This window comes from Bradyrhizobium sp. Pha-3 (assembly GCF_042258615.1).
GTDB lineage: Bacteria > Pseudomonadota > Alphaproteobacteria > Rhizobiales > Xanthobacteraceae > Bradyrhizobium.
Genome location: NZ_CP170152.1, coordinates 5,243,785 through 5,267,613 on the forward strand (window position 1 = coordinate 5,243,785; position 23,829 = coordinate 5,267,613).

Here is a 23,829-nt window from a genome sequence, read left to right on the forward strand (position 1 = left end):
GCCCACTCGCTGGAAATGGCATGTTTCCGAAGGCGGTCTGGAGCTCGTGCACGGCTACGCGACGTCACGCGAAACAGCGCAACGGGACGGCGATCGCGTTCTGTTCAGAATGCTATCTGCCGCCCAGGCGCCCTGAGCGGGTCGCCCTTCGACGAACAGAGACGCACGTTCTCGAAGCTCGGCGAAGCGACGCATAGGCGCGGCCCTGCGCGCCCGAACAATCAGGCATTAATCAACCTGGCGGGGCGTGGCGCCCCAACCTCGAGCCGCATGCAACGAACCACGTTCGGGAACGGCCCTAGTCGCCGTTCCCGTTCGCGCCGTTCTCTTCCTCCGGAATGTGCTCGACCGAGACGACATGCTCGTCCTCGGCGGTGTCGAACACGATCACGCCCTGGGTCGAGCGGCCGGCGACGCGGATGTCGGCCACCGGGCAGCGGATCAGCTGCCCCTTGTCGGTGACCAGCATGATCTGGTCGGCGTCCTCGACCGGGAACGACGCCACCAGGTTGCCGTTGCGGTTGTTGACGCTCATCGCGACGATGCCTTTGCCGCCGCGGCCGGTGGTGCGGTACTCGTAGGATGAGGTCCGCTTGCCGAAGCCGTTGACGGAGACGGTGAGCACCACCTGCTCCGCCGCCGACAGCTCGGCGTAGCGCTCCTGCGAAAGCTGGATTGCGTCGTTCGACGCCTCTTCGCCCTCCGCATCCGCGGGCTCCTCGGCCGTCGCCTCGCCGGCCACCGCGCGGCGCATCTTCAGGTAGGCCGAGCGCTCGTCCGAGGTGGTCTCGACATGGCGCAGGATCGCCAGCGAGATCAGCTTGTCCGCCTCGGCCAGCGCGATACCGCGCACGCCCATCGAGGTACGGCCGGTGAAGACGCGCACATCGGTGACCGGGAAGCGGATGCATTGCCCGCCGGCGGCGGTCAGCAGCACGTCGTCACGCTCGGTGCAGATCTGCACGTCGACGATCGCCTCGCCCTCCCCGAGCTTCATGGCGATGATGCCGGAGCGGCGGACGTCGACGAAATCGGACAGCTTGTTGCGGCGAACGGTGCCGCTGGTGGTCGCGAACATCACGTCGAGATTGCCCCAGGAGGATTCATCCTCCGGCAGCGGCATGATCGTGGTGATGCGCTCGCCCTGCTCCAGCGGCAGGATGTTGATCAGCGCCTTGCCGCGCGCGTTTGGCGCGGCCATCGGCAGCCGCCAGACCTTCTCCTTGTAGACCTGGCCGCGCGACGAGAAGAACAGCACCGGCGTATGGGTCGAGGCCACGAACAGCCGCGAGACGAAATCCTCGTCGCGGGTCTGCATGCCGGCGCGGCCCTTGCCGCCGCGGCGCTGCGCCCGGTAGGTCGACAGCGGCACGCGCTTGACGTAGCCCGCATGCGACACGGTGACGACCATGTCCTCGCGCTGGATCAGGTCCTCGTCCTCGACCTCGCCTTCCTGCTCGATGATCACGGTCTTGCGCGGGGTGGCGAACTGCTGCTTCACCTCGGCGAGCTCGGTCTTGACGATGCCCTGCACGCGGGCTCGCGAGCGCAGGATGTCGAGATAATCGGCGATCTCGGCCGCGAGCTTGTCGAGCTCCTCGGATATCTCGTCCCGTCCCAGTGCGGTCAGGCGCTGCAGCCGGAGATCGAGGATGGCCCTGGCCTGCTCCATCGACAGCCGGAGCGTGCCGTCATCGTTGATGCGATGCCTGGGATCGTCGATCAGCGTAATCATCGCCTCGACGTCACGCGCCGGCCAGTCGCGCGACATCAGGGCCTCGCGCGCGGTGTTCGGATCGGGCGAGGTTCGGATGACACGGATCATCTCGTCGATGTTGGCGACTGCGATCGCGAGGCCGACCAAAATGTGGGCGCGATCACGGGCCTTGCCGAGCAGGAACCTGGTCCGCCGGGTCACCACCTGCTCGCGGAACGCGACGAAGATGGTGAGCAGGTCCTTCAGATTCATGGTCTGCGGACGGCCGGAATCCAGCGCCAGTATGTTGGCCGGGAAATTCGTCTGCAGCGGCGTGAACCGGTAGAGCTGGTTCAGCACCACGTCGGGCACCGCTTCGCGCTTCAGTTCGATGACGACGCGATAGCCGTCGCGGTCGGACTCGTCGCGCAGGTCGCCGATGCCCTCGATCTTCTTCTCTTTCACGAGATCGGCGATGCGCTCGACCATCGTTGCCTTGTTCACCTGATAGGGAATCTCGGTGATGATGATCGCTTCGCGATCTTTCCTAATGGTGTCGATCGCCACCTTGCCGCGCATCACGATCGAGCCGCGGCCGAGATGGTAGGCCGAGCGGATGCCCTGGCGCCCCAGGATGACGCCGCCGGTCGGGAAGTCCGGTCCGGGAATGATGTCGATCAACTCGTCGATCGTGAGCGCCGGATTGTCGATCAGCGCCACGCAGGCGTCGACGACCTCGCCGAGATTGTGCGGCGGGATGTTGGTCGCCATGCCGACGGCGATGCCGCCGGCGCCATTGACCAGGAGGTTCGGGAACCGGGCCGGCAGAACCGACGGCTCTTTCTCCGAGTTGTCGTAGTTCGGCTGGAAATCGACGGTCTCCATGTCGATGTCGGCGAGAACGGCAAGCGCCGCCTTGGTCAGCCGCGCTTCCGTATATCGATAGGCCGCCGGCGGATCGCCGTCGACCGAGCCGAAATTGCCCTGGCCGTCGATCAGCGGCACGCGCAGCGAGAAGTCCTGCGCCATGCGAACCATCGCGTCGTAAATCGACTGGTCGCCATGCGGATGATATTTACCGATCACGTCGCCGACGACGCGCGCGGACTTGACGTATTTCTTGTCCGGCGTGTGTCCCTGCTCGTGCATCGAATAGAGGATGCGCCGGTGCACGGGCTTGAGCCCGTCGCGCGCATCAGGCAGCGCACGCGACACGATCACGCTCATCGCGTAATCGAGGTAGGACTTCTTCATCTCGTCGAGGATGGAAACGGGACGAATATCTGAGGGCACCGGCGGTTCGCCGGGCTTGTCGTCTTCGGGTTCGGACAAAGGGGAAATCCGGTCAGTTCTGCTGGAGAATCATATAGACCATCGGAGGCCTGATAACCACCCTTGCGCGGCTCCGGCAAGCCGTTTTTCCCTTCGTTTTTTCATGCACTTACGGGCTTGTTCGCGGCCCCGGTCGTGGCCCGGCCCGAGAAGCGAATTGCGAATGGGGAATAGCCAATGGAACCGGCTCCCCCATTCGCTGTTCGCCACTCACTATTCGCGATTTCGCTTTCCTCAGTGCCCGAACACCACTGCGTGCATGATCCGCCCGGGCATGAAGGTGAACAGGCCGGCAATGACCAGTGCGCCGAAGAAAATGCCCATCATCGTGAACTTGTGGCTGCGGACATTGTGGCTCCGCGCGGCCGTCACGCCGAGCACCAGCATGACCAGCGAGAAGATCGACAACAGGTGGATCGGGCTCCACGGGCCCACGAGCTTGATCTGATGGATCCAGAACGAACTCCCGGCGACCACGAGCATGAGGATCACCCAGATCCAGCCCAGCGTCCGGTGCGGCAGCGTGCCCTTCGGTGCGGCGAGCTGGATGGAGCCGAGCACGAAGGCTGCCATCGCGGCAAAGGCGTGGAGCGGGATCGCAGGCGCAGCGTCGAGCAATGGCGCGAGGCTCATGATGGCAGCCCTCGAGTGAAGCTCGCGGCCAGACGTCGCTCGCCACAGGTCAATGTAAATATCATTCACATTGACCTGTGTCAAAGTCTGGGGAACTTGCGCCGACGGCCTTCAGTTGAATAAGGCGTCACAGTCGTTTAGAGAATTATCCTCATAATCCACACGAGGAAACTGCCACGACAAATCACAACGCCGCTCCGCGAAATGATCTTCACGGAACGGCATCCAGGTGAACGGTGGGAAGCACGACCTGCGGTCAGAACGGGATGTCGTCGTCCATGTCGCTGTTGCGGCTGCCGCCGCCGGCGGCGACCGCACGGCGCGGCGCCGAGCTGACCGGACCGGACGATCCGAAATCGCTGCCGCCGCCATCATCGGCGAAGCTGCCGCCTCCGCCGCCACGCCCGTCGAGCATGGTGAGGTTGGAGTTGAAGCCCTGCAGCACGACCTCGGTCGAGTACTTCTCGACGCCGCTCTGGTCGGTCCATTTGCGGGTCTGCAACTGCCCCTCGATGTACACCTTGGCGCCCTTCTTCAGATACTGCTCGGCGACCTTGCAGAGGCCTTCGTTGAAGATCACGACGCGGTGCCACTCGGTCTTTTCCTTGCGCTCGCCGGTGCCCTTGTCACGCCAGGTTTCCGAGGTGGCGATGGAAAGATTCGCGATCGGACGGCCGTCCTGCGTCCGCCGGATCTCCGGATCCTTGCCGAGGTTTCCAACGAGGATCACCTTGTTCACGCTTCCTGCCATCGCATCATCTCCACTCAAAAACCGGGCGCCGGACATCGGCCACCACTCTCAACCATCGCCACTTACTTGCAGGCGTCGCGAATGACCTATACGGCCGGTGCCGGCTCGACGCCCACGCCGACGCGCGGTTATCCACGATTATCGAGATATAGCACCGCAGCCGGCACCGTTCCAGTTTTGTTCGCCACAACCAGTCGTAGAGGCGGCCGATGGCGATGGCGCGACCGCGGATTTCGGCCGCCGCCATCGACCGGCTCCGACGCCTTACGAAAATAGTAGCTAAATCAATGTCTTGCGCTATCGATACTTCTTCCGCGAGTGTTGCACTTGGGAGACGGCGCTTCCGGTTGAATCAGCGTATAGCTACCAGCCATCAGACGGGCGCTCGCGTCTGAGATCGCGCTTCGGGACCTTTGGAAGCCGATCGGGGAGCTGGGGTTCGATTGTGAAGAAGTTTTTGCTCGCTACGGTTGCGCTGATTGCGTTCGCCGCGCCGGCCGCGGCTGCCGATCTCGCCGCGCGCCCCTACACCAAGGCGCCGCCGATGATTGCCGCCGTCTATGACTGGAGCGGCTTCTACATCGGCGCCAACGGCGGCTGGGGCTCGAGCCACAATTGCTGGGACCAGGTCCCGGGCGGCGTCTTCACCGGATCGGATGGTTGCCACGATGCGACCGGCGGCGTTGCCGGTGGCCAGATCGGCTATCGCTGGCAGGCTGGCACCTGGGTGTTCGGCCTTGAAGCGCAGGGCGACTGGGCTGACCTGAAGGGCAGCAACAACAGCGCGATGTTCCCGGGCCTGCTCACCAACCAGAGCAAGATCGACGCGTTCGGCCTGTTCACCGGCCAGATCGGCTACGCCGTCAACAACGTGCTGCTATACGCCAAGGGCGGTGCGGCGCTGACCGACAATCGTTTCAGCACCTACTTCACGCCGACCGGCGTGCTTGCCGGCCGCGCGACCGACACCCGCTGGGGCGGCACCATCGGTGCCGGCATCGAAGTCGGCGTCGCGCCGAACTGGACCGCCGGTGTCGAGTACGACCACCTGTTCATGCAGGACAAGACCTACAACCTCACCACCCCGACCGGCGCGCCGTTCAGCAGCACCCGCGATCGCCAGGACGTCGACCTCGTCACCGTCCGCGTCAACTACAAGTGGGGTGGCCCGGTGGTTCCGCGCTACTGATCGCGCGGCACGGATTTGATCCAGACGAAAGGCCGGCTTCGCGCCGGCCTTTTGTTTGCGCGGTCCGGTCGGCGACGTCCTCCACCGCTACAATGCCGGGCGGTCTCGGCCAGCGACACGCGCTGGGGTTGGACCGCCGGCGCCGGCGTCGAAGACACGTTCGCCGCCAACTGGTCGGCCAAGCTCGAGTACAACTACATCGATCTCGGCAAGGTCGCGCCGATCCAGTACACGCCCGCGATCAACGATCGCTCCGAGTGGAAGGACACGTTCCACACCGTCAAGCTCGGCATCAATTATCACTTCAACGCGCCGAGCCCGGTCGTGTCAGCGAAATACTGAGCTACCGGCGGCCGCGCGCTGCAACTGCATAGCGAACACCAGAGCCGGCCTTGCGCCGGCTCTTTCGTTGCGCGCAAGCGCGCCTCTCCGGGCCATTTTTCGCGCATTGTGGTTTCACGGATACACAACTTCCAAGATTTCTATGTAGAAACACGCGAGCGTCACACGACAGGGCTGTGACGTTCCCTTCAATGTTTGAAGGGACAACAAGAAAATGGGACTGGGACTTTGAAAATCAGGAATGTTTTGCTGGCATCGGCCGGCTTGTTTGCTCTCAGCGCAATTGCACCGGCAATGGCCGCCGATATGGCGGCACGCGCGCCTTACGTGAAGGCTCCGCCGCCGGCCGCGATCTACAACTGGACCGGCTTCTACATCGGTGGCTTCGGTGGCTATGCCAGCGAGGACTCCGGCAACCCGAAGATGGAAGGCGGCTTCGGCGGCGGCACCATCGGCTACAATTGGCAGGCCGGCAACATCGTGTACGGCCTCGAGGCTGACGGCGCCTGGGCTGACGTCAATGCGTCCGCTACCGCTTTCGGCATCACCGCGACGAGCAAGATCGACTCGCTCGGCACCGCGCGCGGCCGCATCGGCTTCGCCGTCGACAAGGTGCTGTTCTACGGCACCGGCGGCTACGCCTGGGCCGACAACAAGCTCACCCTCAGCGCTGGCGGCGTGAGCGTCTCGCAGAGCAACTTCCACTCCGGCTGGACGGTCGGCGCCGGCATCGAGGCGTTCATCGCGCCACAGTGGTCGATCAAGGGCGAGTACCTGTATCGCAGCCTCGGCGGCGAGACCTACTTCGGCATTCGGTCTGCCGACATCAACCTGCACACCGTGCAGTTCGGCGTGAACTATCACTTCGGCGGCCCGATCGTCGCCAAGTACTGAGCGAAAAGCAGACCTCATGGTCTCGGAAAGGCCGGCCTCGCGCCGGCCTTTTTCGTTGCCGGAACCGGGTCCTGCTGACGGCTGCTGCCATCAGGCAAACTATCCGTTGATGGACGCGACTCAGCACTGGAAATTGTCGGCCGTTCTTCCTACGTTCCAGTCTTCTCACCCATCGGCGCAAGGTCCCGGCAGCACCGGCGATGCGCGCCCAAAAGGCGCCCGATCATGCGCCCGGAAATGTCGCTATGGATGAAGTGCTCAAGGCGAAGCGCCAACAGAACGCCGGCTCCTCATCGCGCGCCATCACGATCCGCGGCGCGCGCGAACACAATCTGAAGAACATCGACGTCGAGATTCCGCGCGACAAGCTCGTGGTGTTCACCGGCCTGTCCGGCTCCGGCAAGTCGTCGCTCGCATTCGACACCATCTACGCCGAGGGCCAGCGCCGCTACGTCGAGTCGCTGTCGGCCTATGCGCGCCAGTTCCTCGAGATGATGCAGAAGCCGGATGTCGACCAGATCGACGGCCTGTCGCCGGCAATCTCGATCGAGCAGAAGACCACGTCGAAGAATCCGCGCTCCACCGTCGGCACCGTCACCGAGATCTACGACTACATGCGCCTGCTGTGGGCGCGCGTCGGCGTGCCCTATTCGCCCGCCACGGGGCTACCGATCGAGAGCCAGATCGTCTCGCAGATGGTCGACCGCGTGCTGGCGCTGCCCGAAGGCACCCGCCTCTATCTGCTGGCGCCGGTCGTGCGCGGCCGCAAGGGCGAGTACAAGAAGGAGCTCGCCGAGTACCTCAAGAAGGGTTTTCAGCGCGTCAAGATCGACGGCACCTTTTATGAGCTGTCGGAGGCTCCCGCGCTCGACAAGAAATTCCCGCACGACATCGATGTCGTGGTCGATCGCATCGTGGTGCGCCCCGATCTCGCCCAGCGCCTCGCGGAAAGTTTTGAGACCGCGCTGAAGCTCGCCGAGGGCCTCGCCGTGATCGAATACGCCGACGCGCCCGCAGCGGCCGCCACCGAAGACAAGAAGAAGACCGCGAAGATCCACGACAAGAGCGGACCCGAGCGCATCCTGTTCTCGGAGAAGTTCGCCTGTCCGGTGTCCGGCTTCACGATCCCCGAGATCGAGCCGCGCCTGTTCTCGTTCAACAACCCCTATGGCGCGTGTCCCGCCTGCGGCGGCCTCGGCGTCGAACAGCATATCGACGAGGACCTGGTCATCCCCGACAAGGAGCTGACCTTGCGCAAGGGCGCGATCGCGCCGTGGGCGAAGTCGTCCTCGCCCTATTACATCCAAACCCTGACCGCGCTCGGCAAGCACTACAAGTTCACGCTCGACACCAAGTGGAAGGACCTGACCAAGAAGGTGCAGGCCGCGCTGCTGCACGGCTCGGGCGACGACGAGATCAAGTTCTCCTATGAGGACGGCGTCCGCTCCTACGACACCAAGAAGCCGTTCGAGGGCGTCGTCACCAACATCAACCGCCGCTACCGCGAGACCGAAAGCGAATGGGCGCGCGAGGAGCTCGGCAAGTATTTCTCCGACGTGCCCTGCGCCGGCTGTAACGGCTATCGGCTGAAGCCCGAGGCGCTGTGCGTCAAGATCGGCGGCAAGCATATCGGCGAGATCTCGGAGCTCTCGGTCAAGCGCGCCGGCGAATGGTTCGAGACGGTGCCGGAAGCGCTGAATGCGCAGCAGAACGAGATCGCGACGCGCATCCTGAAGGAAATCCGCGAGCGCCTGACCTTCCTGCTCGACGTCGGCCTCAACTACCTGACGCTGTCGCGCTCGTCAGGCACGCTGTCCGGCGGCGAGAGCCAGCGCATCCGCCTCGCCTCGCAGATCGGCTCGGGCCTGACCGGCGTGCTCTACGTGCTGGACGAGCCGTCGATCGGCCTGCACCAGCGCGACAACGCCCGCCTGCTCGACACGCTGAAGCGGCTGCGCGATCTCGGCAATACCGTGGTCGTGGTCGAGCATGACGAGGACGCCATCCGCCTCGCCGACTATGTACTCGACATCGGCCCCGGCGCCGGCATGCATGGCGGCCACATCGTCGCCGAAGGCACGCCCGACCAGATCATGCGCAACCCGAAATCGCTGACCGGCAAGTATCTCACCGGCGAGCTTTCGGTGCCCGTCCCCGACCGGCGGCCGCCGAACCACCGGCGCACCATCAAGGTCATCAATGCCCGCGGCAACAATCTGAAGAACGTCTCGGCCGAGATCCCGCTCGGCCTGTTCACCTGCGTGACCGGCGTCTCCGGCGGCGGCAAGTCGACCCTGCTGATCGACACGCTCTACAAGTCGATCGCCCGCAAGCTGAACAATGCAAGCGAAGGCGCCGCCCCGCACGACCGCATCGAGGGCCTCGAGCACATCGACAAGATCATCGACATCGACCAGTCGCCGATCGGCCGCACGCCGCGTTCGAACCCCGCGACTTATACCGGCGCCTTCACGCCGATCCGCGAATGGTTCGCCGGCCTCCCCGAGGCGAAGGCGCGCGGCTACGAGCCCGGGCGCTTCTCGTTCAACGTCAAGGGCGGCCGCTGCGAGGCCTGCCAGGGCGACGGCGTCATCAAGATCGAGATGCACTTCCTGCCCGACGTCTACGTCACCTGCGACACCTGCAAGGGCAAGCGCTACAACCGCGAGACCCTCGAGGTGCTGTTCAAGGGCAAGAGCATCGCCGACGTGCTCGACATGACCGTCGAGGAAGCCGCCGAGTTCTTCAAGGCGGTGCCGCGCGTGCGCGAGACCTTCCAGACCCTGCACCGCGTCGGCCTCGACTACATCCATGTTGGCCAGCAGGCCACCACGCTGTCGGGCGGCGAGGCCCAGCGCGTCAAGCTGGCGAAGGAATTGTCAAAGCGCGCCACCGGCCGCACGCTCTACATCCTGGACGAGCCGACCACCGGCCTGCACTTCCACGACGTCGCAAAACTTCTGGAGGTGCTGCACGAGCTGGTTGCCCAGGGCAACACCGTCGTGGTGATCGAGCACAATCTCGAAGTCATCAAGACCGCCGACTGGGTGATCGACCTCGGCCCCGAAGGCGGCGACGGCGGCGGCGAGATCGTCGCCTGGGGCCCGCCGGAGGACATCGTGAAAGCGCCGAGGAGCTACACCGGCAAGTTTTTGGCGCCGGTGCTGAAGAAGGCGAACAGCAAGCCGCGGAAGAGCTCAGCGAGCGAGGCGGCGGAGTAGCCGCATCGCGCGCGGGCGGTGCGTGCGGGTCTTTTCCGGGTGAGTGCGTAGGATCGGTAGAGCGAAGCGAAACCCATCTACGGACGACGAGTCACCGACCGCGGTACGTGGCTATCTGCCAGACGTTGGCCCAGGAATCCCGGACCATCGCGCGCCTGTCGCCATAAGGCGTATCCGCAGGCATCTCGATCGATTCCGCGCCTGCCGCGATCGCACGCCGATAGGTCTCGTCCGCGTTCTCAACATAAACATAGAGAAAGGCCGGTATGGCGTCTCGCACGCCTCCGCCGTCGCTGATCAGGATGATCGAGTCTCCGATCCGAATTTCCGTTGGCGCTCCGGATCGAACTTCGCCCTCCGCTTCGAAGACGTCGCTTAGGAATCCGGCCAAGCCGGTGAGGTCGCGCGTGACAATTCGCGGTATGACGGAAGGCCAGCCGGCGGGCTTGAATTGGGACATGTGTCTGCTTTTGCCTAGGCCACGCCGATGCGTCGTCGATTAGAGCGGTAGCCCGGATGAGCGAAGCGATATCCGGGGGCCCTCTCGTAGTCGTCGACCTCTGTCCCGCATGTCGCGGAGCCTGTCATCGGGCGCGCGTTCGCGCGACCCGTTGGCGCATGCGGGCTACAACAACCGTCCCCTCACCCCGGCCCTACACCGCCCAATAATTCGGGTGCGTGTACGCGTGCGAGCGGTCGCCCCAATCGAATTCGTCGCCGTCGAACTCGGACGGACCGGTTCGCAGATCGTCCAGCGTCACCTCGGCCTCGAAGGCCTGGCGCGCGGGATCGAATTTCAAGGCTGTCCACTTGACCGGATAATGGTGGTGGCTGCTGAGCACGCCACCGGTCTTGATCACGGCGTAGGCCACCGTTCCGCTTACCTTGTCGAGCATCAGCCGCTCGATCGATCCGAGTTTTGAGCCATCGCGCCCGAACACACAGACATGCTCGACGCGGTCGCTGGGCACCAAGGTATGATGCATGGCATCCTCCCTGTTTTCCCTTGTTCGGCCGAGATTATAGCACCGGCGCATGCCGAGTGGCAGAGATCGTAGGGCGGATTAGCAAAGCGTAATCCGCCGATGCGTGCGGCCACAACGGCGGGTTACGCCTTCCGCCTTCGCTCGTTGAGCTACGGCGGGCGTTGTCGGCTAATCCACCCTACCGTCCCTACTCTGTCCTTCTCAGAAATGCCCCGAACGCCCTCGGGCCGTCACCGACCTTGACCTCGCCGACGACCTTCAGCTCGGCGGCATCGATCACACTCAGCGTGTTGCTCTCCCAGTTCGCGACCAGGACGCGCTTGCCGTCCGCCGTCGCCTCGATGCCTTCGGGGTAGTCCCCGACCGTGATCCGCTTCACCGGCTGCAATGTCGCGAGGTCGAACACGCTGACCTTGCCGTCATACTGGTCGGTGACGAAGCCGCGGCCCTGCGCCAGCGCCACGGCGTAGGGACGCAGGCCGACATGGACGCGGCCGATCTCGCGGGCGGTCAGGATGTCGATCACCGAGACGTCGTCGGAGCCGACATTGGCGGTGTAGGCGCGCTTGCCCTCGGCATCGATGGTGACGCCGAACGGACGGGTCCCGACCTTGACGACCCCTCGCCGCTCATGCGCGGAAATGTCTGTTATCGACACGCTGTCGTCGTCGCGGTCGGCCGAGAGCAAGAGCCGCCCGTCCGGCGTCACGGCAAGCCCGGACGGCGATGCGCCGACCGCAAGACTGCCGACGACGCGCTGCTGCCTGGCATCGATCACCCGCACCGCGGCGGCGTACCAGTCGGCGACATAGACCGTCGCACCGTCGGGGGCCACCGCGATGCCGAGCGGGCCGCCGCCGACGTCGATGCGGCCGACCACCATTCGCGCCGACGCGTCGACCACCGTGACCGCCTTGGCGTCCGGGCTCGTCACATAGGCGAAGCGGCCGTCACGGCTGACGGCAACACCCGCGGGCTTGCCGCCGATCGCGATCGTCGCGACCGGCTTCGAGGTCGCAAGATCGACGACCGTCAGATCGTCGCTGAGCTGGTTGGTGACGAAGGCCTCCTCGGCGCGCGCGCCACTGAAGCCGGCGAGCAGCGCCAGCAGCGCGATCGCGCGCATGCTCAGCTACCGCTCTCGATCTTCTTCTTCAGCGCCGCCAGCCCGCCCCTGTACAGCTCGCTCACCGCCTTCACCGCGGCCTCGTCGTTCAGCTCCGGCGGCGGATCGTTGTTGGGAAAGCCGCGATAGAACGCGCCGGCCCATTCCAGCTTCGCCTTGCCGCCGGCCGCCGGCGACACCGACAGCGTCGAGGAGTAATTGGTGACCGGCAGCACCTTCACGTCGACCGCCGTGATCCGGTACGAATAGCTCATCATCTCGGGCTCGTATTTGTAGAGCTCCTCGTCAATGGTAATGCCGGGCGCCAGGGTCAGCCGCCGCGTGGCGCCGATCTCGTTGCCCTTCTCGCCCTCGGTCTTGGCGACACCGGCAAGCCAGCTCATGTCCTGGAAATTGCCGATCACCGCCCACACCTTGGCCTGCGGCGCGTCGATCTCGATGGATTCCCGCACCTTCTGGCGGGTCGGCCCGTGGGCCCAGGCGGCCCCCAATACGGCCAATGCCGCCACCACCACGCCAACCCTCGCGATCGTCAGCCTCATCCTTGCTCTCTCCCGATGTCTGTCGATCATGCGCCGCCTGGCGCATGCCGCAGTTTATGATTGGAGGTTCTAGACCAGGTCGGCGACCCGCTTCTTGCACCAGAGCGAAGTCGCCGCCGGCGGCTTCCCCGGGAGGCAAGCGGCCGGGATCGGCGTCAATCCTCGATCGCCGCCTCGACGAACCCGTTCGGATCGTCGCAGAACTCGCGCATCAGCCGGTAGTGATCGGTCTCCCGCAGGCTGACCGGCTCGAGCCCGTATTTGCTCAGCCGCAGCAGCGTCGCGTCGGGATACGCCATCAGGACCGGCGCATGCGTCGCCATGATCACCTGGCAGTGGCCGGTACCGTTCATCCGGTGCAGCAGCTTGAGGAATTCGATCTGCCGTGACGGCGACAGCGCGGATTCCGGCTCGTCGAAGATGAAGATGCCCTGCCGCTGGCAGCGCTCCTCGAAGAAGCGCAGGAAACCCTCGCCGTGGGAATAGGACAGGAAGTTCGGCGGCAGGTCTCGGACGTCAACCGCTGCCTGATCCAGATAACGCGCGACCGAAAAGAAGCTTTCCGCCCGAAAGAACCAGCCGTTGGTGATCTTGGGCAGCCAGCTCGCGCGAAGCGCTGACGCAAGCGAGCCGCCCATCTTCTCCACGACATTGCTGTGGTCGACCGCGCGATAGCCCTTGCCGCCGCCGGCGTCGTCATAGCCCGCCATCACGGCGATGCCTTCCAGCAGCGTCGACTTGCCGGTGCCGTTCTCGCCGACGATGATGGTGATCGCCTTGTCGAAGCTGAGTTCGAATTCGTCGCGCAGCAGCGGCAGCACGAACGGATATGCGTTGCGATTGGGAATGCGCTCGGGATCGAGCCAGACCCGCCCGAGATACGGCGCGGGCATGTTGATCGGGCGATGTCGTGCTCTGGCCATTCGTCCTGCTTCCGGCACTCCGCCGCGGCGCCAACCACGATCCCAGATAGAGGTGAAGCCGTCAAGAACACAACGGGAACACGCGGACTGGTCTGGCGCGCACGTCTGCGCACAATGCTAGGTTCAGCGTCCCGCGCATACGACGCGGAATCAGCAAGCCTTGTTGGGATTCCCGAAATGACAACCTCGCCTCCAGAAGGGTTCAAGCTCCTGCCGAGCCGCCCAGGGTTCATCGACCATAATGGCCCCTACTACTGCCGCGAGACGGGCGACGCCGCACCTGAATGGGGGTTTCAGAGCGACGACCGGCACGGCAATCCCTACGGCTACATTCATGGCGGGGCGATCCTCGGCTTTCTCGATACCGCCCTTGGCAGTGCCGTGTTCATGGCAACGAAACGCAAATGCGCGACCGTTTCGCTGGACACCCGCTTCGTCGGCGGCGCCGCGCCGGGTCCATGGATCATCGGCCGCACGACGGTGAAAAAGGTGACGCGGACCTTCGCCTTCGTCGATGCTGAAGCCTTCGCCGGCGACAGACTGTTGGTGACAGCCGCCGCCGTCTTCCGCGTGTTCGACGACTGAGCCGATGCCAAGTCGCACCTAAATGCTCTTGCGCAAGGCGATCCTCACCGAGCAGCAAGCGGTCTGCATCTATGATGGCCGGCCGCGCGAGCTCTGCCCGCAGATCATCGGCCGCAACAAGAGCGGTGACGAGGTCGTGCTGGCCTGGCAATTCGCGGGCGAGAGTTCGGGCAAGCTGCCGCAATGGCGCTGCCTGCGGCTCGCCCACGTGACCGCGATCAGCTTGCGCAAGGGCCCCTGGCGCGAGGGCGGCTCGCACCGCACCGAGCAGACCGGTGTCAGTGCGATCGACCTCGACATCAACATCCATGTCCGCAAGCGGCGGTGAGCGAATGCGAAACTGCGTCCTCACCACACCTGTCATCGCCCGGCTCGACCGGGCGATCCAGTACGCCGCGGCCTCTCGGCTCAAGCACCGGCGTCTCTGGAATACTGGATCACCCGCTTTCGCGGGTGATGACATCGCGTCTGTGACAACTTGAATCGCACCCCACCTCCATCGTCGTCCCGGCGAAGGATGTGGCGCGATACCGACTTCAGCGAACGCCGGGACGACGCGTGGAGAGACCAGAGGAGGCCCCCTACGGCCGCTCCGCCTCCTCCAGCACTTCCAGCACCAGCTCCATCGTCATCAGCACGGGATTGTCGCCGCGCACCAGGTGTCCCTCGGCGATGCCGCCGAGATAGTCGACCAGCGCGACGTCGAGGCTGGCGCGCACCCGACGATTGGCGTCAGGCGCGATCTGCCCCGCGGTCAGCGCAAGCTCGGTCGCGAACGGCACAACGCTATGGCCCTCGCTGAAGACCGCGCCGATGGTCGAGCCGACGCCGCCATGCAGCCGTGCGCGCAAAATGCCGTGCTGGCGGCAGAAGCCCTCCAGCGCACAGGCAAAATCCTGGTTCGGCCGCAGCCGCAATGCGAAGGCATGGCTCGTGGTCTTCGCCCCGCGCGGCGCGCTGGCGACCGGACCGAACAGCTTGAAATTGGTCTCGCTGTCGGGCTCGGCCACAAACGTCGCGCCGTCGATCCCGAACGCGCTGACCTCGAACGGCTCGGCGACGATGGTTTCATCCGGCAGCATGTGCCCGCCGTTGAAGCGGCCGTCGGCCTCGGTCCACAAGCCGTGGCAATGGAAGAACGGCGCGCCGTCGCGTTCGCCGAACGTCAGCGCCGCGAGCTTGAGCCGCGTCACACCATCCGGACGGAACGTGTCGCTGTAGAACGCAGCGTTGACGCCGTCCTTCGACAGCGCCGGCATCACATAGGCGAACGGCCCGAGCGCGCCGCCCGTCGCGCTCAGCACACCGCTCGAAAATCCCGCCGCCGCAAAGCCGCGGCGCACGGCTTCGAGCAAGGGAATGCCGGCCTCGAGCATGAACGAAAAGGCGCGGCCGCGCGCGGCGACCGATTGGATGCGCTCGGGTATGGGAGCGCCAGGCTGGGCGATGCTGCGCATCGCCTCAGGCGCCCGTCGATTTGGCGATCACCTCAAGCAGCCCGCGCGCCTTGAGCTCGTCGCGGATCAGCCGCTTCGGCACCTTGCCGTAGCCGGACTTCGGCAGCGCCTCCCAGAAGAAGAAGCGTTTTGGCATCTTGTAGCGCGGCACCTTCGGCGCGAGGTACGCCGCAAGCTCCGCTTCCGCGACCGCGTCGATGCCCTCGCGCGCGACGCAGACGGCGACACCGACCTCGCCCCAGAACGGATCGGGCACGCCGAGCACGGCGACCTCGCCGACCGCGGGATGGGTCAGGAGCTTCTCCTCGATCTCGCGCGGATAGATGTTGGAGCCGCCTGAGATGTACATGTCGGAGGCGCGGCCGGTGATGTAGACAAAGCCCTCCTCGTCCATGTGGCCGAGGTCGCCGGTACGGAACCAGCCGTCGCGGAACGCCTTCGCATTGGCCTCGGGATTGTCGTAGTAACCCGCGAACACGCCGGGCCCGATCACGCAGATCTCGCCGGTCTCGAGCGCCTTCAGCTCGCTTCCATCGTCGCCCTGGATCGAGACCTGCATGCCGGTGCGCTCAAAGCCGCAGGTGCCGATCCGCGCATGTGGTCCGTCCTCGGGATCGTGCAGGCCGGGCGGCAGCACCGTGATGTTGCCGGTGACCTCGCCGAGCCCGAAATACTGCACCAGCACACCGCCGAGCTTGTGCAATGCCGCCTTCTGGTCCTCGCGATACATCGGCGCGCCGGCATAGATGATGTAGCGCAGCGAGGAATGGTCGTGCTGGTCGGCCGCGGGATGCTCGACCATCATCTTCAGGATGGTCGGCACTGTGAACATGTTGCTGACGCGATATTTGGCGATCAGGCGGAACGCCTCGGCGATGTCGAACTTCTCCGACGGCAGCAGGATAGTCGGCACACCGCGCGCGGTCTGCACCAGCTGGTGCACGCCGGCGCCATGCGACAGCGGCGCCACCACCAGCGAGGCGTCGTCTTCGGTGGTGCCGGGCATCAAATCGGCGAGATGGTTGGTGATCACGAAGGCCATCTGGCCGTGGGTCAGGACCGCGGCCTTGGAGCGGCCGGTGGTGCCGGAGGTGAAAAAGAACCAGCAGGGATCGTCGTAGTCGACCGGCGTGTTCTCGACCACAGCACCGGCATGCTTGGCGATGACGTCACCGAGCGTCGCCTCGCCGAACGTGCCCTCCTCGCCGATCCGCCAGACGAATTCGAGCGCGGGATTTGCAGCCGCCTTGGCGTGCTCGGGAAAGTCGGCATGACAGAGAAACGCCTTGGCGCCCGAGGCCGCCGCCAGATAGGCAACCTCGTCGGGCATCAGACGGAAATTGGTCGGCACCCAGACCGCGCCAAGCCGGAAGGCGGCGAACATCGACCAGAACATCTCGTCGCAATTCTTGGAATGCACCAGGATGCGATCGCCCTTGCCGATGCCGCGCGCGGCGAGCGCCGCCGCCAGCGCCGAGACGTTCTGGTCGATATGGCGCCACGACCAGACCTTCTCGTTCCAGATGAAGCCGGGACGATCGCCGTGACGGCGGGCGTTCTGGGTCAGGATGTAGGCAAGATTCATTACCCGGCGCGACACCCGCGCGATCCCGCCGCGCGGCGCGGTCCTCTCAGTCCCGCTCATTGCCGCTCCGCCGATACGCACAACAGACGGGGCAAGATCAGAACGGTCATCGGGTATTTCCTCGGTCAGAACCGGGCGTCTTCAAGCGCCGCAAGGGATTGGTGCCACCCGGTTTATCGCCAAGCAGCGCACCTCGGCAAGGCCCGCCGGGCGCGGCGCGATGATACCGCGCCGGCGGCTGCCAACCCGACAATGCCTGGCCCGACAATACTCGGCTATTGCGGATACTTGGCCAGGTCCTGCTCGCTCAGGTTCCAGTCCTGCCAGAGCTGCAAGGCGCCGATCATGGCGACCAGCCCTCCGAGCAGGATGTGCCAGAGCTGCAGCGCCTGGTCTTCCGAATAGCCGAAGATGTTGGGCGACGCGATCAGCCAGAGGCCGAGCACGATGCTCGCCACCTCCTCCCAGCGATGCAGCGCGACATATTCGAGCTGGGCCAGGCCCAGCACCAGCATGCCGACCACGAAGCTGTTGAGCACCAGGTGGCTGCGCTCGACATCGACGACGTCGCTGACCTGCATCGGAAACCAGGGCGAGACCATGATCAGCACGCCGAGCAGCATGCCGAGCCAGTCCTCCCAGGGGCGGTGTGTGCCGAAGAAACGATTGTCCGACATGACGAACCTCCTTGCGACAAGGGGCATACGTCGGCGGCCGGCCTCACCACTCGGTACCAGACGACCATGGGGCCGCATCCGGGGGCGTATGTCAGGGATCAATCCTAGTCGAGTTGCATCGGCCCGCAAGGCCCGATCGGCGTATGTGCGATGCGGCATCATCGCCGGCGGCGGCTTGCGGAGGATTTGGCAGCGTCGACGCGGCGCAGAGCAAATGCGGCGGTCAGGCAAGCCGAAATGCGCATCTCGTCAATCCACAAATGCCAATCTGCGGGCTGGTCGCGGCTTTGCACCGGCGGGTTCACGGGCTTAGATCAAGGCAGGTGAATCAACAGGGATTTTGCGATGGCTGCCGTCCGCGACAACAAGGCCGAAAGGCGTTTCGAACTCGACACCGAGGGCGGCACAGCCTTTGCGAATTACCGGCAGACGCCCTCGGCCGTCATCATCACCCATACCGAGACACCGCGCGCTTTGCGCGGTCGCGGCATCGCATCGGAGCTGGTCAAGGGCGCGCTGGAGCTGATCCGCGCCGACGGCCACAAGGTGATCGCCGGCTGCAGCTTCGTGGTGGATTACCTCGACAAGCATCCGGAATATGCGGACCTTGCGGGCTAGTGTGCTGAATGCGAAGTTCGTGCGATTTCGCGGCAGCCGCTTTCACGAACTTCGCATTCATAAAGCACACTAGAATCATAAGTTTGCTAGTGTCCTTATCGAATCCGAAGTTCGCTCCGAAAGTGCGGCAAATGATACGAACTTCGGATTCGGGACACTAGCGCCGCGTTCGTCAGACGATCTTGATCGACATGTCGGGCAAGCCCTCGAGCTTGCAGAGCAGCACGTCGCCCTTGACGACCGGTCCGACATTTTCCGGCGTTCCGGAATAGATGATGTCGCCGGCCTTGAGCTCGAATGCCTCGGAGAGCTTCGCGATCTGCTCGGCGACGCTCCAGATCATGTTCTTCAGATCCGAGCTCTGCCGCACCGTGCCGTTGACCGCGAGCGAGATCGCGCCTTGCGTGAAATGGCCGGTCTTATCAGCCGGATGGATCGGCCCGAGCACCGCAGCGTGGTCGAAGCTCTTGCCGATCTCCCACGGCTTCTTCTCCGCGGCCATGCCGTTCTGCAAATCGCGCCGCGTCATGTCGAGGCCGAGCGCGTAGCCATAGACGTGATCGAGCGCCTTGTCGGCGGGGATGTTGGCGCCGCCGGACTTCAGCGCGGCGACCAGCTCGACCTCGTGGTGATAGTTCTTGGTCAGCGACGGATAGGGATGATCGGCGACCGTGCCGATCGCAACATTCTGGATCGCATCCGTCGGCTTCTGGAAGAAGAACGGCGGCTCGCGGGTTGGATCGGAGCCACGCTCGATCGCATGCGCGGCGTAGTTGCGGCCGATGCAGTAGATGCGGCGGACCTGGAACACCTCAGTGACGCCGACGATCGGGATCGTCACGGCCGGGACCGGAAACATCGCCTTCGGCGCGGCCTCGGCGTGAGCCGGCACAGACTGCGCGGCGGCGCCGGCCAGCGCGAGGGCGCCGGTCGCAAGCATCGTCCGGCGATCGAGATCAGTCATGGAAGTTTTCATGGGAGTTTTCACGGGCGTTTTCATGGGCGCTCTCCTTCTTGTCCGCCGATCTATAGATGCTCGCCGGCCCATGAAAAAGGGCCCGCGTTGGCGCGGGCCCTGGCCGTGTACTGGATGATGATCCCGTCAGTGCTTGATATCCGGGGGCAGCTTGCCGCCATTGGCCGCGAGCTTTGACATCACCTGCTTGTGCAGCCAGATGTTCATGCTGGCGGAGTCGTTGGTGTCGCCGGTGTAACCGAGCTCCTTGGCGAGCTCCTTGCGCGCCGACAGGCTGGAGTCGATGTCGAGCGCCTTCATCAGGTCGACGATCGAGGTTCGCCACTCGAGCTTCTCGCCCTTCGCGGCAACCGCCTTGTCGAGGATCGGGGCGACGTCAACGGACTGTGCGGGCGCCGCGCCGGCGGGTACCGCTGCAGGAGACGGCGATGCGCTACCGGATCCACCGGCGGGAGCTGCGCTCGTGGCCGTTCCGCCGGCGGGCGCGGCGCTGGCGCTGCTGCCGAAGATCGCGCCCATGATTTTTCCGAAAATGCTCATCGTTCGCTCCCAAGAGAGTTGAGATGTGAAGGCCACACGGCAACGCGCCGGCTGACCGAGGTCGCAGTTCAAGTGTATCGCTCCCTCAATACCTTGCCAATGCGACATTCACTTAAGCGTGAGTGCTTTTGCCGCGGTTTGGGAGTACCCTCGCTGCACAGTTCGCGACACGGCCAGTTCCCTGCTTTGTCTTTCGCGTCTGGCTTGCTCGTGATCGCTTCGAGAGGCGGTACGTTTGTGCCCGCGCGCCGGGCGCAGAATGTGCCCGCCCAGAGGGAGACAACGACCATGGCCAGTCCATACCAAGGCAATGTCACATCGATGACGCAGAGCGGACAAGGCGCCGCATCTGCGCCGGTTATCCGCACCATCGGCCTGTCCGATTTGCATCAAGCGCTGCGTCTCGGCTGGGAAGACTTCAAGGCAGTACCAAGCCACGCCATCATCCTATGTCTGATCTATCCGGTGCTCGGCATCGTGCTTGCCCGCACCGTGCACGGGTATTCCGTGCTGCCCCTGCTGTTTCCGCTGGCCGCGGGCTTTGCCCTGCTCGGCCCGTTCGCCGCGATCGGTCTTTACGAGATGAGCCGCCGCCGCGAGGACGGCGGTGAGGCATCCGCATGGGATGCCATGCAGGTATTCCGCTCGCCGTCATTCGGCGCGATGCTCGGGGTCGGAACGTTGCTGTTCGCACTGTTCGTGACCTGGATCGCGACTGCGCAGGCGATCTACACTGCGGTGTTCGGCTATCAGGTCGCGGCCAGCATTCCCGATTTTGCCGAGCGCGTGCTGACCACCTCGCAAGGCTGGTGGTTGATCGTGGTCGGCTGCAGCGTCGGCTTTCTGTTCGCGCTCGTCGCGCTTTGCATCAGCGTGGTCGCCTTCCCCATGATGCTCGACCGCCAGGCAACCGCCGGCGAAGCCATGGTGACGTCGATGCGCGCCGTCGCGCAGAACCCGGTGCCGATGGCGGCCTGGGGCCTGATCGTCGCGGTGTTGCTGTTGCTCGGCACGATCCCGTTCTTCCTCGGCCTTGCCGTCGTGATCCCCCTGCTCGGTCACGCCACCTGGCACCTCTATCGCGAGGTCATCGTCAAGGATCCGAATGCACGGCCGGTGATCCCCGAGCCGCGCGAACGCAAGCCCGCCGCCGACTTCCCGGCCAACCTGTTCCCGTGGCGGCGCAGCGATCGCGGATAAGCGCCAGTCACCCCGAACGCGTAAACGCCAAAGCAACCGTCGGCCGATTATATTCGGCCGGCGGTTTGTCGTTCCGGATCGTCAAATGGGTGTGAAATTGGCGTGGCATTTGCAGCGCTGGCCGAGATAAACGGCTCGATCACGAGCCTTGTTTTGGCCGCTGTTGCCGCGAACATACCCGCCGGGTTTCGCGACCAATCGATGACATCGCAGACTCCGGAGTGAAATTGCCTATGACCTCGCGCTTTTCCTTTCACACGCTCGCCGTCGGGGCGTGGCTCTTGACCTCGACCGCGTCTGCGCTCGCCGCCCAATGCGGCACGGGCACGTTCGAGTCCTGGCTCGACGATTTCAAGAAAGAGGCTGTGACGAAGGGCATTTCGCAGAACGCGATCCAGGCCGGGTTGAATGGCGTCACGCAGGACAAGGCTATCCTGGCGCGCGACCATTCGCAGCAGGTGTTCAGCCAGACCTTTGAGCAGTTCTCGGGTCGCATGGTGCCGCCACGGCTCAATCGCGGCTCCGACATGATGAAGCGCTACGGCTCGGTGCTGTCGCGGATCGAGGAGACCTACGGCGTGCCCGGTGAAATCCTGGTCGCGATCTGGGGGCTGGAGACCGATTTCGGCGTCAACACCGGCAAGTTTCCGACCATGCGCTCGCTGGCGACGCTGGCCTATGATTGCCGCCGCTCCGACATGTTCAAGGCCGAGTTGATGGATGCGTTGCGCATCGTCGAGCGTGGTGATCTGGCGCCGCAGGAGATGCGCGGCGCCTGGGCCGGCGAGATCGGCCAGACCCAGTTCATGCCGTCGTCCTACATCAAGTTCGCGGTCGATTTCGACGGCAACGGCAAACGCGACCTCTTGCATAACGTGCCTGACGTGCTGGCGTCGACCGCGAACTTCCTGAAGAGCTACGGCTGGAAGAAGGGCAAGGGCTGGGAGCCCGGCAGCGAGAATTTCGCGGTCATCCAGCAGTGGAACAAGAGCGAGGTGTACGCCAAGACAATCGGCTACTTCGCGACCCAGCTCGCCAAGGCTCCGTAGCACCGCCGAGTTGCGCAGCAGCGAGAAGCTCGCACCTCGGCTCAGGTTCGATTGGGCTCAGGTTCGATCAGCACTGCCCCCCTGCTCCGGCTGAAACAAAAAGGGCCGATTGCCCCAGGCAATCGGCCCTTATCGCCATGATCAAAGGCTTACTTCGCCATGCTGCCTTCAGCAGCCTTGCTGAGGTGCTCGCCGCATGCGCCCCACTTGTTGTTCAGCATCGCGTCCTGAGCGAGCGAGACTTCCTTCTCCGCCGCGAATTTGACCTCATTGTCGGCCATAGCTTCCACGGCAGCTTCAGTCTTGCCGAAATTGGCACCGCTGCAACCGACGCCCATATGATGGCGATGAGCGGCCTGGGCGGGAGCAGCGAAAGTGTAAGCGACGGCAGCCATGCTGGCTGCGGCGATGAATGTTTTAATCATGGGATGATCCATCTCTTGTTCTTGGACAGATCCCTGCGTGATTGCGGAATCTGCAGCGCAATTATTCGCTGTTCCCGGCGCCGTTCAGAATGAACTTCGCGCGACACGAATGTGATCGGCGCTGCACGCGGATCGCGCATGCGTTGCATCGTGTTTCGATTACATGTCGGTAAGGAAGCGACGCCGCATTAGCTTTGCTGCCAACGTTCAATTCAACCGAAATGCACTTCCGATAATCCTCAGCACATTCCGCGCGACACGCCGGATGCGACGGAGATCCGCCACGCGGCGGCGGATCGAATTACCTCTCGCATCAATGCGACTGATTGACGCTCCGCCCATCCAGAGGACGCTGCACCAACAGATGAATTAATAATCATTTCAATGTCATCCTGTTGCATGCGAATCGCGCATGGAACACATCGACGTGATCCGGTGAGCGAGGACGCGGGAAGACTAGATTGAACGGTCTTCAATTACCATATATCCAGCCTGATCTGGCTTATCGAAATTCTGACAACCAATTGATTTCAGGATTATTTTGGTGACACTCGATACGTCGATGGAACTTTCGTTTGCGGACCTTCTCGGCAAGCGCCAAACGGTTAATCGAAACTTACCGCCGCCATGCGTTTTGTGCTTAGCTGCATCGCACCATTGGAACTACCGCGCCGCACCATATCATCTATATTCACTTCAACGATGAGGCTTTGGAAAAGCTGAATCTGAATTACTAGGAGACTACCATGTTGCTCTCGCTCATCCGCATGATCCAGGCTTTCCGGGATTATCAGCGCAATGTCAGCGAACTGTCCCAGCTCAGCGATCGCGAACTGGCCGATATCGGCCTCGACCGCTCGGACATTCCGCGCGTTGCCGCCGGTACCTACAACGGCTAATCGGCCGCAAGCCATTTGATGAACGGATAACGCCCGCTTCCACAGCGGGCGTTCTCGTTTTCAGAGCCCATCCCGTTCCGACGGCATCGGAACGGGATGGGCTCTGGTCCTAGGTTTGACGCGTTTTCTTCACGCGAACCGGTACCCACCTCGCTTGAAAACGCTCTGCTGCAGTTTCAGATG

Annotated in this window: 24 protein-coding genes; 10 read left to right on the plus strand and 14 right to left on the minus strand. The window is 64.0% G+C overall.

Going from position 1 to position 23,829, the window contains the following annotated elements; translation table 11 throughout:
* Positions 1-298 precede the first annotated feature (298 nt).
* The 3 genes from gyrA to ACE10Z_RS25030 all read right to left on the minus strand — a co-directional run bounded on the left by gyrA (position 299) and on the right by ACE10Z_RS25030 (position 4,412).
* On the minus strand, positions 299-3,028 hold the full coding sequence (gene gyrA, locus ACE10Z_RS25020) for a DNA gyrase subunit A (RefSeq protein WP_375783144.1): 2,730 nt from the start codon (positions 3,026-3,028) through the stop codon (positions 299-301).
* A gap of 234 nt (positions 3,029-3,262) precedes the next feature.
* On the minus strand, positions 3,263-3,661 hold the full coding sequence (locus ACE10Z_RS25025; protein ID WP_375783145.1) for a DUF2306 domain-containing protein: 399 nt from the start codon (positions 3,659-3,661) through the stop codon (positions 3,263-3,265).
* A gap of 256 nt (positions 3,662-3,917) precedes the next feature.
* Positions 3,918-4,412 carry a single-stranded DNA-binding protein gene (locus tag ACE10Z_RS25030; protein WP_097672149.1) on the minus strand — a complete coding sequence of 165 codons (495 nt, stop codon included), beginning with the start codon at positions 4,410-4,412 and terminating at the stop codon, positions 3,918-3,920.
* A 445-nt stretch (positions 4,413-4,857) separates the two neighbouring features.
* Between ACE10Z_RS25030 and ACE10Z_RS25035 the strand changes: the two genes are divergently transcribed.
* The 4 genes from ACE10Z_RS25035 (at position 4,858) to uvrA (ending at position 10,058) form a co-directional block, all read left to right on the plus strand.
* A complete protein-coding gene (locus ACE10Z_RS25035) occupies positions 4,858-5,601 on the plus strand; it encodes an outer membrane protein (protein ID WP_375783146.1) in 744 nt (247 codons plus the stop codon).
* Between the two features lie 15 nt (positions 5,602-5,616).
* Positions 5,617-5,943, plus strand: a complete 327-nt coding sequence (locus ACE10Z_RS25040) for an outer membrane protein (RefSeq protein WP_375783147.1) — start codon at positions 5,617-5,619, stop codon at positions 5,941-5,943.
* A gap of 294 nt (positions 5,944-6,237) precedes the next feature.
* Entirely contained in the window at positions 6,238-6,837 is a 600-nt protein-coding gene (locus tag ACE10Z_RS25045; RefSeq protein WP_375783148.1) for an outer membrane protein, read from the plus strand.
* A gap of 245 nt (positions 6,838-7,082) precedes the next feature.
* Positions 7,083-10,058 carry an excinuclease ABC subunit UvrA gene (uvrA, locus tag ACE10Z_RS25050; RefSeq protein WP_375783149.1) on the plus strand — a complete coding sequence of 992 codons (2,976 nt, stop codon included), beginning with the start codon at positions 7,083-7,085 and terminating at the stop codon, positions 10,056-10,058.
* Positions 10,059-10,149: 91 nt separating this feature from the next.
* Here uvrA and ACE10Z_RS25055 read toward each other — a convergent pair whose 3' ends face one another.
* The 5 genes from ACE10Z_RS25055 to ACE10Z_RS25075 form a co-directional block, all read right to left on the minus strand.
* Positions 10,150-10,518, minus strand: a complete 369-nt coding sequence (locus ACE10Z_RS25055; protein WP_375783150.1) for a VOC family protein — start codon at positions 10,516-10,518, stop codon at positions 10,150-10,152.
* Positions 10,519-10,711: 193 nt separating this feature from the next.
* Positions 10,712-11,044 (minus strand): PRC-barrel domain-containing protein, encoded by a 333-nt coding sequence (locus ACE10Z_RS25060; protein ID WP_050400497.1) that lies wholly within the window; start codon positions 11,042-11,044, stop codon positions 10,712-10,714.
* A gap of 187 nt (positions 11,045-11,231) precedes the next feature.
* Positions 11,232-12,170: a cytochrome D1 domain-containing protein gene (locus tag ACE10Z_RS25065; protein ID WP_375783151.1), complete on the minus strand. Its 939-nt coding sequence runs from the start codon at positions 12,168-12,170 to the stop codon at positions 11,232-11,234.
* Between the two features lie 2 nt (positions 12,171-12,172).
* The gene (locus tag ACE10Z_RS25070) at positions 12,173-12,712 is read right to left on the minus strand and encodes an SRPBCC family protein (RefSeq protein WP_375783152.1); all 540 of its coding nucleotides are present in this window, start codon (positions 12,710-12,712) and stop codon (positions 12,173-12,175) included.
* 155 nt (positions 12,713-12,867) lie between these two features.
* The gene (locus ACE10Z_RS25075) at positions 12,868-13,635 is read right to left on the minus strand and encodes an AAA family ATPase (RefSeq protein WP_375783153.1); all 768 of its coding nucleotides are present in this window, start codon (positions 13,633-13,635) and stop codon (positions 12,868-12,870) included.
* A 177-nt stretch (positions 13,636-13,812) separates the two neighbouring features.
* Between ACE10Z_RS25075 and ACE10Z_RS25080 the strand changes: the two genes are divergently transcribed.
* Both ACE10Z_RS25080 and ACE10Z_RS25085 read left to right on the plus strand, forming a co-directional pair.
* Positions 13,813-14,220: a PaaI family thioesterase gene (locus ACE10Z_RS25080; RefSeq protein ID WP_375783154.1), complete on the plus strand. Its 408-nt coding sequence runs from the start codon at positions 13,813-13,815 to the stop codon at positions 14,218-14,220.
* 22 nt (positions 14,221-14,242) lie between these two features.
* Complete coding sequence (locus tag ACE10Z_RS25085; RefSeq protein ID WP_375783155.1) at positions 14,243-14,548, plus strand: hypothetical protein; 306 nt, start codon at positions 14,243-14,245, stop codon at positions 14,546-14,548.
* Between the two features lie 253 nt (positions 14,549-14,801).
* On the opposite strand, the gene ACE10Z_RS25090 is transcribed toward ACE10Z_RS25085, so the two are convergent.
* The 3 genes from ACE10Z_RS25090 to ACE10Z_RS25100 form a co-directional block, all read right to left on the minus strand.
* Positions 14,802-15,677: a PCC domain-containing protein gene (locus ACE10Z_RS25090; RefSeq protein ID WP_375783156.1), complete on the minus strand. Its 876-nt coding sequence runs from the start codon at positions 15,675-15,677 to the stop codon at positions 14,802-14,804.
* Between the two features lie 4 nt (positions 15,678-15,681).
* Positions 15,682-17,322 (minus strand): acyl-CoA synthetase, encoded by a 1,641-nt coding sequence (locus ACE10Z_RS25095; protein WP_375783157.1) that lies wholly within the window; start codon positions 17,320-17,322, stop codon positions 15,682-15,684.
* A 215-nt stretch (positions 17,323-17,537) separates the two neighbouring features.
* Positions 17,538-17,939 (minus strand): SPW repeat protein, encoded by a 402-nt coding sequence (locus tag ACE10Z_RS25100; protein WP_375783158.1) that lies wholly within the window; start codon positions 17,937-17,939, stop codon positions 17,538-17,540.
* A 345-nt stretch (positions 17,940-18,284) separates the two neighbouring features.
* Between ACE10Z_RS25100 and ACE10Z_RS25105 the strand changes: the two genes are divergently transcribed.
* A complete protein-coding gene (locus ACE10Z_RS25105; RefSeq protein WP_375783159.1) occupies positions 18,285-18,557 on the plus strand; it encodes a GNAT family N-acetyltransferase in 273 nt (90 codons plus the stop codon).
* Positions 18,558-18,729: 172 nt separating this feature from the next.
* Here ACE10Z_RS25105 and ACE10Z_RS25110 read toward each other — a convergent pair whose 3' ends face one another.
* The gene (locus ACE10Z_RS25110; RefSeq protein ID WP_375783160.1) at positions 18,730-19,521 is read right to left on the minus strand and encodes a fumarylacetoacetate hydrolase family protein; all 792 of its coding nucleotides are present in this window, start codon (positions 19,519-19,521) and stop codon (positions 18,730-18,732) included.
* 138 nt (positions 19,522-19,659) lie between these two features.
* The gene (locus ACE10Z_RS25115; protein WP_375783161.1) at positions 19,660-20,073 is read right to left on the minus strand and encodes a DUF3597 domain-containing protein; all 414 of its coding nucleotides are present in this window, start codon (positions 20,071-20,073) and stop codon (positions 19,660-19,662) included.
* Positions 20,074-20,361: 288 nt separating this feature from the next.
* On the opposite strand from ACE10Z_RS25115, the gene ACE10Z_RS25120 reads away from it, so the two are divergent.
* Together ACE10Z_RS25120 and ACE10Z_RS25125 are read left to right on the plus strand one after the other, a co-directional pair.
* A complete protein-coding gene (locus ACE10Z_RS25120; RefSeq protein ID WP_375783162.1) occupies positions 20,362-21,273 on the plus strand; it encodes a DUF2189 domain-containing protein in 912 nt (303 codons plus the stop codon).
* A 233-nt stretch (positions 21,274-21,506) separates the two neighbouring features.
* Positions 21,507-22,322 carry a lytic transglycosylase domain-containing protein gene (locus ACE10Z_RS25125; protein ID WP_298363315.1) on the plus strand — a complete coding sequence of 272 codons (816 nt, stop codon included), beginning with the start codon at positions 21,507-21,509 and terminating at the stop codon, positions 22,320-22,322.
* Positions 22,323-22,471: 149 nt separating this feature from the next.
* On the opposite strand, the gene ACE10Z_RS25130 is transcribed toward ACE10Z_RS25125, so the two are convergent.
* Entirely contained in the window at positions 22,472-22,759 is a 288-nt protein-coding gene (locus ACE10Z_RS25130; RefSeq protein ID WP_375783163.1) for a hypothetical protein, read from the minus strand.
* Between the two features lie 734 nt (positions 22,760-23,493).
* Between ACE10Z_RS25130 and ACE10Z_RS25135 the strand changes: the two genes are divergently transcribed.
* Positions 23,494-23,646 carry a DUF1127 domain-containing protein gene (locus ACE10Z_RS25135; protein WP_016846063.1) on the plus strand — a complete coding sequence of 51 codons (153 nt, stop codon included), beginning with the start codon at positions 23,494-23,496 and terminating at the stop codon, positions 23,644-23,646.
* Positions 23,647-23,829 lie beyond the last annotated feature (183 nt).